The organism is Loktanella atrilutea (assembly GCF_900128995.1).
Classification (GTDB): domain Bacteria; phylum Pseudomonadota; class Alphaproteobacteria; order Rhodobacterales; family Rhodobacteraceae; genus Loktanella; species Loktanella atrilutea.
This window is the reverse complement of the sequence record NZ_FQUE01000003.1, coordinates 1-13,979: the sequence shown is the minus strand read 5'-3', so window position 1 is coordinate 13,979 and position 13,979 is coordinate 1. Positions and strand designations below refer to the sequence as shown.

At 66.4% G+C, this 13,979-nt stretch carries 14 protein-coding genes; 12 read left to right on the top strand and 2 right to left on the bottom strand.

Translation table 11 applies throughout. From position 1 onward, the window contains the following. The first annotated feature begins 12 nt into the window (after positions 1-12). The 7 genes from pufL (at position 13) to BUA54_RS07835 (ending at position 5,986) form a co-directional block, all read left to right on the top strand. A complete protein-coding gene (gene pufL, locus BUA54_RS07865) occupies positions 13-846 on the top strand; it encodes a photosynthetic reaction center subunit L (RefSeq protein ID WP_072856708.1) in 834 nt (277 codons plus the stop codon). A gap of 13 nt (positions 847-859) precedes the next feature. After that, positions 860-1,789 (top strand): photosynthetic reaction center subunit M, encoded by a 930-nt coding sequence (gene pufM, locus BUA54_RS07860; protein WP_072856707.1) that lies wholly within the window; start codon positions 860-862, stop codon positions 1,787-1,789. A gap of 13 nt (positions 1,790-1,802) precedes the next feature. Beyond that, the gene (gene pufX, locus BUA54_RS07855; RefSeq protein WP_072856706.1) at positions 1,803-2,039 is read left to right on the top strand and encodes an RC-LH1 core complex protein PufX; all 237 of its coding nucleotides are present in this window, start codon (positions 1,803-1,805) and stop codon (positions 2,037-2,039) included. A 195-nt stretch (positions 2,040-2,234) separates the two neighbouring features. Next, positions 2,235-4,148 carry a 1-deoxy-D-xylulose-5-phosphate synthase gene (gene dxs, locus BUA54_RS07850; protein ID WP_072856705.1) on the top strand — a complete coding sequence of 638 codons (1,914 nt, stop codon included), beginning with the start codon at positions 2,235-2,237 and terminating at the stop codon, positions 4,146-4,148. A 230-nt stretch (positions 4,149-4,378) separates the two neighbouring features. Further along, positions 4,379-5,272, top strand: a complete 894-nt coding sequence (locus tag BUA54_RS07845) for an SPFH domain-containing protein (RefSeq protein WP_072856704.1) — start codon at positions 4,379-4,381, stop codon at positions 5,270-5,272. Then, on the top strand, positions 5,272-5,538 hold the full coding sequence (locus BUA54_RS07840) for an NfeD family protein (RefSeq protein WP_072857024.1): 267 nt from the start codon (positions 5,272-5,274) through the stop codon (positions 5,536-5,538). The genes BUA54_RS07845 and BUA54_RS07840 overlap by 1 nt, the downstream gene beginning before the upstream one ends. Continuing rightward, positions 5,531-5,986: a hypothetical protein gene (locus tag BUA54_RS07835; RefSeq protein WP_143155373.1), complete on the top strand. Its 456-nt coding sequence runs from the start codon at positions 5,531-5,533 to the stop codon at positions 5,984-5,986. Before BUA54_RS07840 ends, BUA54_RS07835 begins: the two co-directional genes overlap by 8 nt. A 112-nt stretch (positions 5,987-6,098) precedes the next feature. Here BUA54_RS07835 and BUA54_RS07830 read toward each other — a convergent pair whose 3' ends face one another. Together BUA54_RS07830 and pyrF are read right to left on the bottom strand one after the other, a co-directional pair. After that, on the bottom strand, positions 6,099-6,311 hold the full coding sequence (locus BUA54_RS07830) for an orotidine 5'-phosphate decarboxylase (RefSeq protein ID WP_072856702.1): 213 nt from the start codon (positions 6,309-6,311) through the stop codon (positions 6,099-6,101). A gap of 104 nt (positions 6,312-6,415) precedes the next feature. After that, complete coding sequence (gene pyrF, locus BUA54_RS07825; protein WP_072856701.1) at positions 6,416-7,135, bottom strand: orotidine-5'-phosphate decarboxylase; 720 nt, start codon at positions 7,133-7,135, stop codon at positions 6,416-6,418. 66 nt (positions 7,136-7,201) lie between these two features. On the opposite strand from pyrF, the gene BUA54_RS07820 reads away from it, so the two are divergent. The 5 genes from BUA54_RS07820 (at position 7,202) to msrQ (ending at position 13,555) form a co-directional block, all read left to right on the top strand. After that, positions 7,202-8,020, top strand: a complete 819-nt coding sequence (locus BUA54_RS07820) for a TolB family protein (protein ID WP_072856700.1) — start codon at positions 7,202-7,204, stop codon at positions 8,018-8,020. Positions 8,021-8,090: 70 nt separating this feature from the next. Further along, positions 8,091-9,056: a hypothetical protein gene (locus tag BUA54_RS07815; protein ID WP_072856699.1), complete on the top strand. Its 966-nt coding sequence runs from the start codon at positions 8,091-8,093 to the stop codon at positions 9,054-9,056. A 187-nt stretch (positions 9,057-9,243) separates the two neighbouring features. Continuing rightward, on the top strand, positions 9,244-11,853 hold the full coding sequence (clpB, locus tag BUA54_RS07810; protein ID WP_072856698.1) for an ATP-dependent chaperone ClpB: 2,610 nt from the start codon (positions 9,244-9,246) through the stop codon (positions 11,851-11,853). A 158-nt stretch (positions 11,854-12,011) separates the two neighbouring features. Continuing rightward, the gene (msrP, locus tag BUA54_RS07805; RefSeq protein ID WP_072856697.1) at positions 12,012-12,911 is read left to right on the top strand and encodes a protein-methionine-sulfoxide reductase catalytic subunit MsrP; all 900 of its coding nucleotides are present in this window, start codon (positions 12,012-12,014) and stop codon (positions 12,909-12,911) included. Beyond that, positions 12,911-13,555, top strand: a complete 645-nt coding sequence (gene msrQ / locus BUA54_RS07800; protein WP_072856696.1) for a protein-methionine-sulfoxide reductase heme-binding subunit MsrQ — start codon at positions 12,911-12,913, stop codon at positions 13,553-13,555. The genes msrP and msrQ overlap by 1 nt, the downstream gene beginning before the upstream one ends. Positions 13,556-13,979 lie beyond the last annotated feature (424 nt).

The following is a 13,979-nucleotide window of genomic DNA, read 5'->3' as shown; positions in this document are numbered from 1 at the left end:
AATGAGGGGAAGATGGCACAGCTCAGCTTCGAGAGAAAATACCGGGTCCGCGGCGGGACGCTCGTCGGCGGTGACCTGTTCGACTTCTGGGTGGGGCCGTTCTATGTCGGCTTCTTCGGGGTCACGACATTCTTCTTTGCCGTACTCGGCACGATCCTGATCTTCTACGGCGCCAGTCAGGGTCCGACCTGGAACCCGTGGCTGATCAGCATCGATCCGCCGTCGCTGGAGGTCGGCCTTGGCGCCGCGCCCCTGCTGCAGGGCGGATTGTGGCAGATCATCACGATCTGCGCGATCGGCGCCTTCGTCAGCTGGTTGCTGCGCGAGGTCGAGATCTGCCGCAAGCTGGGCATCGGCTATCACGTGCCCTTCGCCTTTGGCGTCGCAATCCTGGCCTACGTGACGCTGGTGGTGATCCGCCCGGTCCTGATGGGGGCCTGGGGCTACGGCTTTCCCTACGGGATCTTCAGCCACCTCGACTGGGTGAACAACACCGGCTACGCCTACGGCAATTTCCACTACAACCCCGCCCACATGGTCGCGATCAGCTTCTTCTGGATCACGGCACTGGCGCTGGCGCTGCACGGATCGCTGATCCTGTCGGCGATGAACCCCGCGCGGCGCGGCGATGTCGTCAAGACGCCGGACCACGAGGACACCTATTTCCGCGATCTGATCGGCTATTCGATCGGGCCGCTCGGCATCCACCGGCTGGGCCTGTTCCTGGCGCTGATGGCCGGGTTCTGGTCGGCGGTCTGCATCGTGATTTCCGGCACCGTCTGGTTCCAGGAATGGATCGTCTGGTGGGACTGGTACTACGAGCTGCCCTGGTGGGTGAACCTGTAAGGAGGGATGGGACATGGCTGAATATCAGAATATCTTCACGCAGGTCCAGGTGCAGGGGCCGGTCGAACTGGGCGTCCCCGGCGATCCGACCACGAACTACGAACGGACCGACAAGGCGACCTTCTCGACCCTTGCAGGTCTCGTCGGAAACGCCCAGATCGGGCCGGTCCACCTTGGCCCCTACGGGCTGATCGCGGTCGTGGGCTTCGGGGCGTGGTTCTTCATCATCGGGCTGAGCTTCTGGGCGCAGGCGTCCTACAATCCGGCGATCTTCCTGCGGGATCTCGCCTGGATGTCGCTGGATCCGCCGGCGCCGGAATACGGTCTGGGCTTTGCGCCGCTGGACGAGGGCGGGGCCTGGCTGATCGCCAGCTTCTTCTTCCTCGTCGGCTGCTGTTCGTGGTGGATCCGCACCTATACCCGCGCCACGGCGCTGGGCATGGGGCATCATGTCAGCTGGGCCTTCGCATCGCTGCTGTGGCTGATCTTCGTCCTTGGTCTGATCCGCCCGATCATGATGGGCGCATGGAGCGAGGCGGTGCCCTACGGCATCTTTCCGCACCTCGACTGGACGAACCTGTTCTCGATCACCTATGGCAACCTGTTCTACAACCCGTTCCACGCGCTCTCGATCGCCTTCCTTTACGGATCGGCGCTGCTGTTCGCGATGCACGGCGGCACCATCCTGGCGGTCAGCCGGTTCGGCGGCGACCGCGAGCTGGAGCAGATCGTCGATCGCGGCACGGCCACGGAACGCGCCGCCCTGTTCTGGCGCTGGACCATGGGCTTCAACGCCACGATGGAGGGGATCCATCGCTGGGCGTGGTGGTTCGCGGTGTTGACGCCGCTGTGCGGCGGGATCGGGATCCTGCTGACGGGAACGGTCGTCGACAACTGGTACGCCTGGGCGCAGGTCCACGGCTATGCCCCGATCCTGGACTGAGGGAGAGACTGACATGACCGAAAAGACCAATATCCTCGGCGTCAGCGACAAGGCCCGCCTGACCGGCGACGTCACGCTGCTGATGCTCAAGGGCGCGGGCTATGCCGCCATCGTGGTGCTGGCCCTGTGGCTGACGATCAGCGTGATCGCCTTCATCGGTCGCGCGCTGCCGGAGGAAAGCCGCCAGCAGCCCGATCCGACGCCGCAGTCGTCGCTTGTCCTGCCTGCGGGACCGGTCGTTCCGGTCTGAGGCACGGGTTCGGGTCCGGCGGCGGCGCGACACCGCGGCCGGATCCTTCGCCGTCGGAGCGCCGCGTGCGGCGCTCCGTCAAGGGGTGTCACGCTTCCCGGCAGACGCACCCCGTTTCCCACCTGTTGGCTACAGGGCTGGCGTCGCACGGGGCCATCCCCCCTTGCGACGCCATTTTCATTCCGGAGGCGCGCCATGACACAGACACCCCATCTGGACCTTTTGACCGGGCCTGCAAGTCTGCGGCAGATGTCCGACACGGCCCTTGCGGGCGTGGCGCGGGACGTGCGCAATCAGGTGATCGAGTCCGTCAGCGTGACGGGCGGGCATCTGGGGTCTTCGCTGGGTGTCGTGGAACTGGCGGTGGCGCTTCACGCGGTGTTCGACACGCCGCGGGACAAGCTTGTCTGGGACGTGGGCCACCAGTGCTATCCCCACAAGATCCTGACCGGTCGCCGCGACCGGATGCACACCCTGCGGCAGGAAGGCGGATTGTCCGGTTTCACCAAGCGATCCGAGAGCGTGTTCGACCCCTTCGGCGCGGCCCATTCCTCTACCTCGATTTCCGCCGCCCTCGGGTTTACCGTGGGGCGCGACATGGGAATGGACACCGGCGACGCGATCGCGGTGATCGGGGACGGTGCGATCAGCGCCGGCATGGCCTACGAGGCGATGAACAACGCGGGCGCCGAAGGGCGGCGGCTGTTCGTGATCCTGAACGACAACGAGATGTCGATCGCCCCCCCGGTGGGGGCGATGTCGAAATACCTCTCCGGCCTTTACGCCTCGCCGCTGGGCGAGATGCACCGGCTGGCCGAAGGCTTCGAGGCCGCCTTGCCCGGCCCGCTGCGCGACCACGCCCGACGGGCGCGGCAACTGGTGACGGGTGCGGCCAGCGGCGGGCAGGGGACGCTGTTCGAGAGCCTTGGCTTTTCCTATATCGGGCCGATCGACGGGCATGACCTGAACCAGCTTCTGCCGGTATTGCGCACGGCGCGGGTCAGGGCGACGGGACCGGTGCTGATCCACGTCTGCACGGTGAAGGGCAAGGGCTATGCCCCCGCCGAGACTGCCGCCGACCGGGGTCACGGCGTCGGCAAGTTCGATCCCGCGACCGGGCGGCAGGCCAAGGGCAAGCCCGCGCCGAAAAGCTATACCCAGGTCTTTGGCGAGGCGCTGCTGGCCGAGGCGGAGCGCGATCCGACCATCGTGGCGGTGACGGCGGCGATGCCCGGCGGCACCGGAGTCGACATTCTGCAGAAGCGGTTTCCGGGGCGGGTGTTCGACGTGGGGATCGCGGAACAGCATGGCGTCACCTTTGCCGCCGGGATGGCGGCGAGCGGGTTGCGGCCCTTTGCGGCGATCTATTCGACCTTCCTGCAGCGGGGCTACGACCAGATCGTGCACGACGTGGCGCTGCAGAATCTGCCCGTGCGCTTTGCCATCGACCGGGCGGGGCTGGTGGGGCAGGACGGGGCGACCCATGCGGGGGCCTTCGACGTCGGCTTCCTTTGCGCGCTGCCGAACATGGTGGTCATGGCCGCCGGCGACGCGGCGGAGTTGCAGCACATGGTCCGCACGGCCGCAGCGCATGACTCGGGCCCCATCGCGTTCCGCTATCCGCGCGGGGCGGGTGACGCGATGATACTGCCGGACCGGGGCGAGGTGATCGAGATCGGTCGCGGCCGGGTCCTTGTGGAGGGGTCCGATGTGGCGATCCTGTCCTTCGGCGCGCATCTGGGCGAATGCCGCAAGGCCTGCGCGATGATGGTGGCGCAGGGGGTGACGCCGACGCTGGCGGATGCCCGGTTCGCGAAACCGCTGGACCGTGACCTGATCCGGCAACTGCTGCGGCATCACCGGGCGCTGGTCTGCGTCGAACAAGGCGCGCGCGGCGGGTTCGGGGCGATGGTGCTGCACGATCTGGCGAACGACGGTCTGCTGGACGGGCGCTGTCAGGTCAGGACCATGACGCTGCCCGACCGCTTCATCGATCAGGCGGACCCGGCGGCGATGTATGCCGAGGCGGGGCTGACCGCGGTCGACATTGCGGCGACCGCGCTGGAGGCGGCGGGGCTGCGGCTGAAACCGGTCATGGGACTGGCCTGAAATTACATTGCAAAAAGCAAATGTTTCGCATGCGATACATATTATGTAAAATAGAAATATGGAAAATCAAAAGGTTACGATTTCATTCCGGCAGCGCGCGGGGCACGGGCGGGATGCCTCCGGCGGGAGTATTTGAAAAAAAGCGAGGATGACGGGGACGCGACCGGTTTTCGTTGCATGCGCGGCGATCCGGTCTTAGCTGTTCGGCAGTCATTCGAGGAGCGAAGCCGATGGATCCGCAACTGCAACCGGGCGATTTCCTCGGACAGAACCTCGTGCTGCTGCTGCTGGCGCTGTTCATCGTCGTCTGCGTCTTTGCCGGTGTGCGGATCGTCCCGCAATCCGAGAAGTTCGTTGTCGAACGGCTGGGCCGGTTGCGGACGGTGCTGGGGCCGGGGATCAATTTCATCGTGCCGTTCCTGGACCGCGTGCGGCACCGGGTCAGCATCCTCGAACGGCAGTTGCCAACGATGAAGCAGGACGCGATCACCACCGACAACGTGCTGGTGCAGGTCGAGACCAGCGTCTTCTACCGCATCATCGAGCCGGAGAAGACAGTTTACCGCATCCGTGACGTGGACGGCGCGATTTCGACCACCGTGGCGGGGATCGTGCGGTCCGAGGTCGGCCGGATGGAGCTGGATCAGGTGCAATCGAACCGGTCGAGCGTCATCGCAGCCGTGCGCGAGCAACTGGCGGAGCAGGTCGACGACTGGGGGATCGAGGTGACGCGGGCCGAGATCCTTGACGTGAACCTAGACGCGGCGACGCGGGCGGCGATGTTACAGCAGCTGAACGCCGAACGCGCACGGCGGGCGCAGGTGACCGAGGCCGAGGGGCGCAAGCGGTCGGTGGAGCTGCAGGCGGATGCGGACCTCTATTCCGCCGAGCAGGAGGCCAAGGCGCGGCGCGTGCTGGCGGATGCGGAGGCCTATGCCACGCAGGTCGTGGCGGTCGCGATTGCGGAAAACGGGTTGGAGGCGGCGCAGTATCAAGTGGCGCTGAAGCAGGTCGAGGCGCTGGCGAAGATTGCCGCGGGCGAGGGCCAGCAGACCGTGATCCTGCCAGCGGACGCGGTGGAGGCCTTCGGCAACGCCTTTCGCATGTTGCGGGGCAAGGCATGATGCTGGCATCGGTCTGGTGGGTCTGGCTGTCGGCGGCGCTGGCGCTGGCCACGCTGGAGGTGATCGTGCCGGGCTACATCTTTCTGGGCTTCGCAGTGGGGGCGGCGGTTCTGGCGCTGATCCTGTTGATCGTGCCGATCGGATCGCTGCCGCTGATCCTGGTGATCTTTGCCGTGCTGTCGCTGGCGGCCTATCTGGCGATGCGCCGGGTCTTCGGGTTGCCGGGCGAGAAGCCGAAGGTCTGGGACCGGGACATCAATGAGTGAAGCGCGGCCTATCGCCTTGTGGCGCTGGATCGCATTGGCCCTCGGACCGTCGGTTGCCCTCTGGGGGCTGGCAGCGGTTCTGGCACCGTTGGCGGCGGCAGAAGCGGACCTGGCGAGAGCCTTTACGGAGGCGATCATGTCCGATACGGCAGGCGCCATCGAGACCTATAAGGCTCAACGCCCCCTGTTGCGGGTGAATCAGATCATGCCGATCGGGGCGATGGCCGCGGCGCTGGCGCTGAGCCTGCTGATCCCAACGGGCGCGACGGTGCGGGCCACGACAAACGGACTGACGACTTTGCTGACGGGCCTCGCCATCGGGGCGGTGATGGTGGTCAATGTCCGGGTCGAAGATGCTGACGCGTGGCTGATGTTTTTCGTCATTGCCGTCAGCGTCACGGGCGCTGTCATCCTGCGACGCATCCTTGCGGCACGCGTGCGGACATAAAAATGGCCCGGTGAACGAGGGGAACACCGGGCCAGTCGGAAGGTCGCGCCATGTGGCAATCAACAAGGGACAAAGGCAGAGATTGCGGCAACAAGCCTTCGGGAAACGAAAATCAGATGGAGGACAGCAGAGACGCGCCGCTGTCGGACATCCGCAGGGCGTGGCGGGCGAGGCCGGTGCGCACGCGCTCCATATCCATGGTCAGCGGGCCGGCGACCATGCAGGGATAGCGGAAGGTGCGACCGGAGCGCTGGATGTCCACGCGGGCCTCGAAGGCGCCGGCGGTGGCATTGTAGCGAACGTCGCCAAGGTTGATCTGTGTCATTCTGGTCGCTCCTCAATCAACTGCGGTCTGAGCCGCGTTATGCTGTATTGAGTGAGAAACGGCACCAGTGACGATTTAGTTCCGCGTCAAGCGAATTTTTCTGTTTACAGGACGCGATCGCGCGGGATCGAGGTCATCTGGTCCCGAATCGACAGGGCGGCGGCGCGGGGGTCGTCCGCCTGCCAGACGGGGCGGCCGACGACGAGGTGATCGGCCCCGTCAGACAGCGCCTGCGCTGGGGTTGCGACGCGTTTCTGGTCGCCCAGGGCGGCCCCGTCGGGGCGCACGCCGGGGGTCACGATCAGGCGGCCCCGCGATTCGGGCAGTGCGCGGATCGCCGCCGCCTCTTGCGGCGAGGCGATGACGCCGTCGGCGCCGGCGTCGAAGGCGCGACCGGCGCGGTCGGCCACGAGGCCCGGCACGGTGCCGTCGCGAATCAGCGCATCGTCGAGGTCGGCGCGGTCCAGCGAGGTCAGGATCGTGACGGCGAGGATCTTCATGTTGCTGCCCGCGGCGCCTTGCTTGGCGGCACGCACCACGTGGGGGTCGCCGTGGACCGTCAGGAAGTCGATGTCGAACTGGGTGAAACCGCGGACCGCGGCCTCGACCGTGGCGCCGATGTCGAAGAGCTTCATGTCGAGGAAGATGCGCTTGCCGTGATCGTGCTTGAGCTCGTTCGCCAGCGCGAGGCCGCCGCCCGTCAGCATTCCGAGGCCGATCTTGTAGAAGGAGACGGCGTCGCCCAGCTGCGCGGCGAGGTCGAGGCCCGCGATCACGTTGGGCACGTCGAGGGCGACGATCAGGCGGTCATCTGCGGTGGCCATGGGCTTTCCTTTCGCGGTTTGACCGGATCTAGTCCGAAGCGGATGCGGAGGCAATCGGAGGCGGGGATGCGCAGCAGTCTGGAGATATACGACATGGCGCGGGCCACGTCGCGCGTGGTCTTGCAGACCGATGACCTGATCGAGGCGCCGAACTGGCATCCCGATGGGTGGCTGCTGGTGAACCGGGCGGGGCGGCTGGTGCGGGTGCCGCTGGACGGCGGGCCGGTGGCAGAGATCGAAACGGGCTTTGCCGACGCCTGTAACAACGATCATGGCTTCAGCGTTGACGGATCGTTCATCTATCTGTCGCACCATGAAGAGAAGCTGGCGACGCTGTACCGGGTGCCGGTGACGGGCGGGCTGCCGGAACGGGTGGTGACTGCCGTGCCGTCCTACTGGCACGGCGCCGCCGCGGACGGCGAGATCGCGTATTGCGCACGGCGGGGCGGGCGGTACGAAATCTGCGTGATGCAGGAGAAGGAGGTGCAGCTGACCGGGGTGACCGGTGACGAGGGCCATAACGACGGGCCGGATTACAGCGCCGACGGGCAATGGATCTGGTTCAATTCCGATCGAAGCGGACGGGCGCAGATCTGGCGTATGCGGCGGGACGGCACCAGCCCGCAGCGCATGGTGGAGTCGGAGACCGTGGACTGGTTTCCGCATCCGAGCCCGGACGGGGCGCATGTGCTGTATTTGAGTTACCCGGCGGGGACACTGTATCATCCGCGCGATCTGGACGTGACCCTGCGGATCCTGCCGCAGGCGGGTGGCGAGAGTCGCGAGATTCTGAGGCTCTTTGGCGGGCAGGGGACGATCAATGTGCCCTGCTGGGCGCCGGATGGCAGCGCTTTTGCCTATGTGCGTTATGCCGCGGTGGATTGACCAGGGCGGTGCTTGGACCTAGGTCATTTGCAAAGGGTTCGCCCTGACCGTGCTGACAAGGAGTTTCGTGGTGGCAGACAAGACAGGCGGTTTCGCCTCTAACCCGTTTTTCATGATGGTGGGGCTGGGCGCCGGTGTGGCTGCCGTGATCGCGCTGGCGATCGCCGTGACTCTGCCCACGACCGGTGACGCCGTGGGCCCCGGCCCCGCCAGCGAAGAGGTTTCGGCTGACGCGATGTCGGACGAGGGGGCCGCGGCGGAGGGTGCGACCGAGGCTACGTCGACGGATGAAGCCGCGGCAGAGGGTGAGGCGGCGGATGCAGCTGCGCCCGAGGGCGATGCGGCTGCGACTGATGCGGCACCGGCTGCAGGTGATGCCGCTGCTGCGGAAGCGGCGCCTGCCACGGATGGCGAGGCGGCTGCGACTGACGCGGCACCGGCTGCAGAAGGTGATGCCGCTGCTGCGGATACGGCCCCTGCAGCGGATGGCGAGGCGGCTGCGACTGACGCGGCACCGGCTGCAGAAGGTGATGCTGCCGCGACTGACGCGGCACCGGCGGCCGAGGGTGATGCGGCTGCTGCGGATGCGGCGCCTGCTGCCGAGGGCGACGCGGCCGCGGACGGCGATACGACGGAGACGGCGCCGCTCGATTCCTCTGCCGCCACCGAGGAGGCGACGGATGGCGATGCCGTGGGCGAGGCCGCTCCGGCACCGGATGCCGCGGTCGTCGAACAGTCCGGGGATGCGGTCACGCCCGAAGAGACCGATACCACCGTGACGCCGACCGACCAGACGGCCGATCCGGCGCCTGCACCCGAAGCCTCGACCGACGCGGCGACGGCGGCACCGGAAGGTGAGGGGGCGATCGATCCCGATGCGGAAGCGACGACCGAGGGCGGCCTGGCGGTCGACCAGACCGTCGACCCCGACAACGGCGCGAAATCCGGGCCGGATCCGGACGGCGGCGCGGCGCCGGTCTTTCCGACACCCTCCGGCCCGGAAGGTGCAGACGGCAACCCGCTGACCACGAACTAGGCCCTTTCAAAGGCTGTCGAAGGCGCGTCCCCCGGGGCGCGCCTTTTGCGTGGCGGGGTGCATTTTCGGGGTGTGGGATACTTGCAACAGCCGACCGCGTTCCCCATCTTTTCATCGAGGCCCGGACCGGGGCGTGCCGCACCGCGGGCGCCGCCAAGACCAGCGGGTGCTTTGAAGGAGAGACGACATGAACCTCGAAAAATTCACGGAACGGTCGCGCGGTTTCATCCAGGCCGCCCAGACCATCGCGATGCGCGAAAATCACCAGCGGCTGCTGCCGGAACATCTGCTGAAGGCGCTGATGGATGACGGCGAGGGCCTGGCCGCGAACCTGATCGCCCACAGTGGGGGCGACGCCAAGCTGGTGCGCGATACGGTCGACGCCACCGTTGCAAGGATCGCCCGCGTCACCGGCGACGCCGGTCAGACCTATATGGACAACACGACTGCGAAGGTGCTGGACGAGGCCGAGAAGCTGGCCGCGAAGGCGGGCGACAGCTTTGTTCCGGTCGAACGGCTGCTGACCGCGCTGGCCATGGTGAAGTCCAAGGCGAAGGATGCGCTGGATGCGGGCAAGGTGACGCCGCAGGCGCTGAATGCCGCGATCAACGATGTGCGCAAGGGGCGGACGGCGGACAGCGCCAGTGCCGAGGATGGCTACGACGCGCTGAAGAAATACGCCCGCGACCTGACCGAAGCGGCACGCAACGGCAAGATCGATCCGATCATCGGCCGCGACGAGGAAATCCGGCGGTCGATGCAGGTGCTGTCGCGCCGGACAAAGAACAACCCCGTGCTGATCGGTGAACCCGGCGTTGGCAAGACGGCGATCGCCGAGGGCCTTGCCCTGCGCATCGTCAATGGCGACGTGCCGGAGTCCTTGCGCAACAAGCGGCTGATGGCGCTCGACATGGGTGCGCTGATCGCGGGGGCCAAGTATCGCGGCGAGTTCGAGGAGCGGCTGAAGGCGATCCTGAAGGAGATCGAGGCGGCCGCCGGCGAGGTGATCCTGTTCATCGACGAGATGCACACCCTTGTGGGTGCCGGCAAGTCGGACGGCGCGATGGACGCGGCCAACCTGATCAAGCCGGCGCTGGCGCGGGGCGAACTGCACTGCGTGGGGGCCACGACGCTGGACGAATACCGCAAGTATGTCGAGAAGGACGCGGCGCTGGCACGGCGGTTCCAGCCGATCATGGTCGAGGAGCCGACGGTGGTGGACACCATCAGCATCCTGCGCGGGATCAAGGAGAAGTATGAACTCCACCACGGCGTGCGGATCGCCGACGCCGCGCTGGTGGCGGCGGCGACACTGTCGCACCGCTACATCACCGACCGCTTCCTGCCCGACAAGGCCATCGACCTGATGGACGAGGCGGCCTCGCGTCTGCGGATGGAGGTGGACTCCAAGCCCGAGGCGCTCGATGCGCTCGACCGCGACATCATGCAGAAGCAGATCGAGCAGGAGGCGCTGCGCAAGGAGGACGACGCGGCATCCAAGGACCGGCTGGAGAAGCTGAGCGAGGAGCTGGCGAACCTGCAGGAGCGCGCGTCCGAGATGACCGCGAAGTGGCAGGCGGAGCGCGACAAGCTGGAATCGGGTCGTGACCTGAAGGAACGGCTGGACCGCGCCCGGGCCGAGCTGGAGATCGCCAAGCGCGAGGGCAATCTGGCGAAGGCCGGAGAGCTGTCCTATGGCGTGATCCCGGGGCTGGAACGGCAGTTGGCCGAGGCCGACGAAGGCGACCTGATGGTCGAGGAAGCCGTGCGGCCGGAGCAGATCGCCGAGGTCGTCGAGCGCTGGACCGGCATTCCCACGTCGAAGATGCTGGAAGGCGAGCGGGACAAGCTGCTGCGGATGGAGGACGAGCTGGGCAAGCGGGTCGTCGGCCAGAAGCAGGCGGTAAAGGCCGTCGCCAACGCCGTGCGGCGCGCGCGGGCCGGTCTGAACGACGAGGGGCGGCCGCTTGGGTCGTTCCTGTTCCTCGGGCCGACCGGCGTGGGCAAGACCGAGCTGACGAAGGCGCTGGCCTCGTACCTCTTCGACGACGACTCTGCGATGGTGCGCATCGACATGAGCGAGTTCATGGAGAAGCACGCGGTCAGCCGTCTGATCGGCGCGCCTCCGGGGTATGTCGGCTACGACGAGGGAGGCGTGCTGACCGAGGCAGTCCGCCGCCGGCCCTATCAGGTCGTGCTGTTCGACGAGGTGGAAAAGGCGCATCCGGATGTCTTCAACGTCCTGCTTCAGGTCTTGGACGACGGCGTGCTGACCGACGGTCAGGGCCGGACCGTGGACTTCAAGCAGACGCTGATCATCCTGACCAGCAACCTCGGTGCGCAGGCGCTGAGCCTGATGCCGGACGGTGCGGACCCCGCGCAGGCCAAGCGCGACGTGATGGACGCGGTGCGGGCGCACTTCCGCCCCGAGTTCCTGAACCGTCTGGACGAGACGATCATCTTCGACCGTCTGGCGCGGACCGACATGGCCGGGATCGTCACGATCCAGATGAAGCGGCTGGAACAGCGGCTGGCGGGGCGGAACATCCACCTCGACCTCGACCAGAGCGCGCTGAACTGGCTGGCCGACGAAGGCTATGACCCGGTGTTCGGGGCGCGGCCGCTGAAGCGGGTGATCCAGCGGGCGCTGCAGGATCAGCTGGCCGAGATGATCCTCGCCGGCGATGTGCGCGACGGCGACACGGTGCCGGTCAGCGCCGGTGTCGACGGCCTGATCGTCGGCGACCGGGTGTCGGGCACCGGGCGGCCAAGGCCGCGGGATGCCGTCGTCCACTGACCGGCAGGGCATCACGACAGGCGGCCCCGGCAGAGCGATCTGCCGGGGCCGTCGCGTTTTGCCGCCCCCCGCCCGCGTTACAGTCCGCCCGCGGCATCGTGAGAAACCTTTCAGCGGAATCATGCGTATATGAGGTAACACCCTGAGAGGAGACACCCATGGCCCATCGCTGGACGAATGACCTGACCCCTGCCGACGTGACACCGCGTGGCGCCTTCCTGAACCGGCGGCAGATCATTGCCGGGACGGCGGGACTGGGTGCGATCGCCCTCGCGGGCCCTGCCGCGGCGCAGGACCCGCTGGAGCCCAACACGCTGGAAGAGATCACCCATTACAACAACTTCTACGAGTTCGGGACCGGCAAGACCGACCCGGCCGAGAATGCAGACGCCATGGTCATCGATCCGTGGTCGATCAAGGTCGATGGTCTGGTGGACAACCCCGGCGACTTCTCTCTGGCGGAGCTGACCGACGGGCTGACCATCGAGGAGCGGATCTATCGCTTTCGCTGCGTCGAGGCCTGGTCGATGGTCGTGCCGTGGCAGGGGTTCGAACTGGCCGACCTGCTGGCCAAGGTCGGCGTGCAGGACGGCGCACGATATGTCGCCTTCGAAACGGTCGTGCAGCCCGAGAACATGCCCGGCGTGCGCAACCGCGTCATCGACTTTCCATATGTCGAGGGTCTGCGGCTGGACGAGGCGATGCATCCGCTGACGATCATGGCGACCGGGCTTTACGGCGCGCCCCTGCCCAAGCAATCCGGTGCGCCGCTGCGGGTCGTGGTGCCGTGGAAATACGGCTTCAAGTCGATCAAGTCGATCGTGCGCATCTCTCTCGTCGCGGAACAGCCGCCGACGACATGGAACATGCTGAACGCACGCGAATACGGCTTCTATTCCAACGTGAACCCGACGGTCGATCACCCGCGGTGGAGTCAGGCGACGGAACGGCGCATCGGCGGCGGGCTGTTCTCCAGCCGTCAGGACACACGGATGTTCAATGGCTACGACGAGGTCGCGCGCCTCTACGACGGCATGGACCTGACGAAAGACTACTGATGGCACTGGCGAACAGCATCAACGGCGCGGTGCGCCGCGTGCCCGCGTGGCCGCTTTACCTGCTGGGTGCAGGCTGGATGGGCTGGCAGTTCTGGCTGGCGCTGACCGGTCAGGGCAAATACGGCGTGGAGCCGATCAATGTCCTCGAACGGGAATACGGTCTGGATGCGCTGATTCTGCTGGTGGCGGGGCTGGCGGTGACGCCGCTGCGCACATGGGCCGGGGTGAACCTGATCAAGTTCCGCCGGGCGATCGGCCTGCTGGCCTTCTTCTTCGTGCTGGCCCATTTCCTCGTCTTCGCGCTGCTGGACGTGCAGACGCTGGGGCGCGTGGTGACGGAGGTCGTGAAGCGGCCCTATGTCACCGTCGGTTTCATCGCGTTCCTCGCCCTGATCCCGCTGGCCCTGACCTCGAACAACTGGTCGATCCGCCGGATGGGGCCGGTCCGCTGGCGCCGCCTGCACAAGCTGGTCTATCCGGCGGCCCTGCTGGGGGCGTTGCACTTCATCTGGCTGGTCAAGGGATGGCCGCTGGAGCCGTTCCTTTACATGGGCGGACTCATCCTGTTGCTGGCCCTGCGCCTGAAATGGTCGCGGATTCGCGAGATCGCGACGACTCGCCGTGGCGGGGCGCGGACATCCTGACAAGGTCTTGTGGTCGGGCAGTTCCTGACCACAAGACGTTTGACCCGGCGGGTCATTTCCTTTCGATCTGACGCAGGGTCGCCGACGGATTGTTCCGCTAAACCACTCAAAACGCGTCGTATTCCGCCTTGTCACAAAAAATGCGCAATAGGCGAAAAAGGCACTTGCGGGCCGGCGCCGCACTCCGTAGAACCCCTCTCAACGAAGCGACGGACACGCCGCTACGGACCACCGGACGGGCCACACGGAACGCGAGGCGGTTGAGAAATCTGGAGTAGGGCAGGCGGGCGCGCCGACACGATAGGGCGCACCGGCTACGTTTTGCTCCGACGCTGTTTGAAATTGTTATATCTGAAGAGATATGTGGGCGGTTTGGTTCGGTTCGATGGATCAGACGTCTGTATATCGCGCTCTTAGGGTTTCG

Coding starts and splice junctions, on each gene's coding strand:
- pufL (WP_072856708.1), top strand. CDS start 13: ATGGCACAGCTCAGCTTCGAGAGAAAATACCGGGTCCGCGGCGGGACG.
- pufM (WP_072856707.1), top strand. CDS start 860: ATGGCTGAATATCAGAATATCTTCACGCAGGTCCAGGTGCAGGGGCCG.
- pufX (WP_072856706.1), top strand. CDS start 1,803: ATGACCGAAAAGACCAATATCCTCGGCGTCAGCGACAAGGCCCGCCTG.
- dxs (WP_072856705.1), top strand. CDS start 2,235: ATGACACAGACACCCCATCTGGACCTTTTGACCGGGCCTGCAAGTCTG.
- BUA54_RS07845 (WP_072856704.1), top strand. CDS start 4,379: ATGGATCCGCAACTGCAACCGGGCGATTTCCTCGGACAGAACCTCGTG.
- BUA54_RS07840 (WP_072857024.1), top strand. CDS start 5,272: ATGCTGGCATCGGTCTGGTGGGTCTGGCTGTCGGCGGCGCTGGCGCTG.
- BUA54_RS07835 (WP_143155373.1), top strand. CDS start 5,531: ATGAGTGAAGCGCGGCCTATCGCCTTGTGGCGCTGGATCGCATTGGCC.
- BUA54_RS07830 (WP_072856702.1), bottom strand. CDS start 6,311: ATGACACAGATCAACCTTGGCGACGTTCGCTACAATGCCACCGCCGGC.
- pyrF (WP_072856701.1), bottom strand. CDS start 7,135: ATGGCCACCGCAGATGACCGCCTGATCGTCGCCCTCGACGTGCCCAAC.
- BUA54_RS07820 (WP_072856700.1), top strand. CDS start 7,202: ATGCGCAGCAGTCTGGAGATATACGACATGGCGCGGGCCACGTCGCGC.
- clpB (WP_072856698.1), top strand. CDS start 9,244: ATGAACCTCGAAAAATTCACGGAACGGTCGCGCGGTTTCATCCAGGCC.
- msrP (WP_072856697.1), top strand. CDS start 12,012: ATGGCCCATCGCTGGACGAATGACCTGACCCCTGCCGACGTGACACCG.
- msrQ (WP_072856696.1), top strand. CDS start 12,911: ATGGCACTGGCGAACAGCATCAACGGCGCGGTGCGCCGCGTGCCCGCG.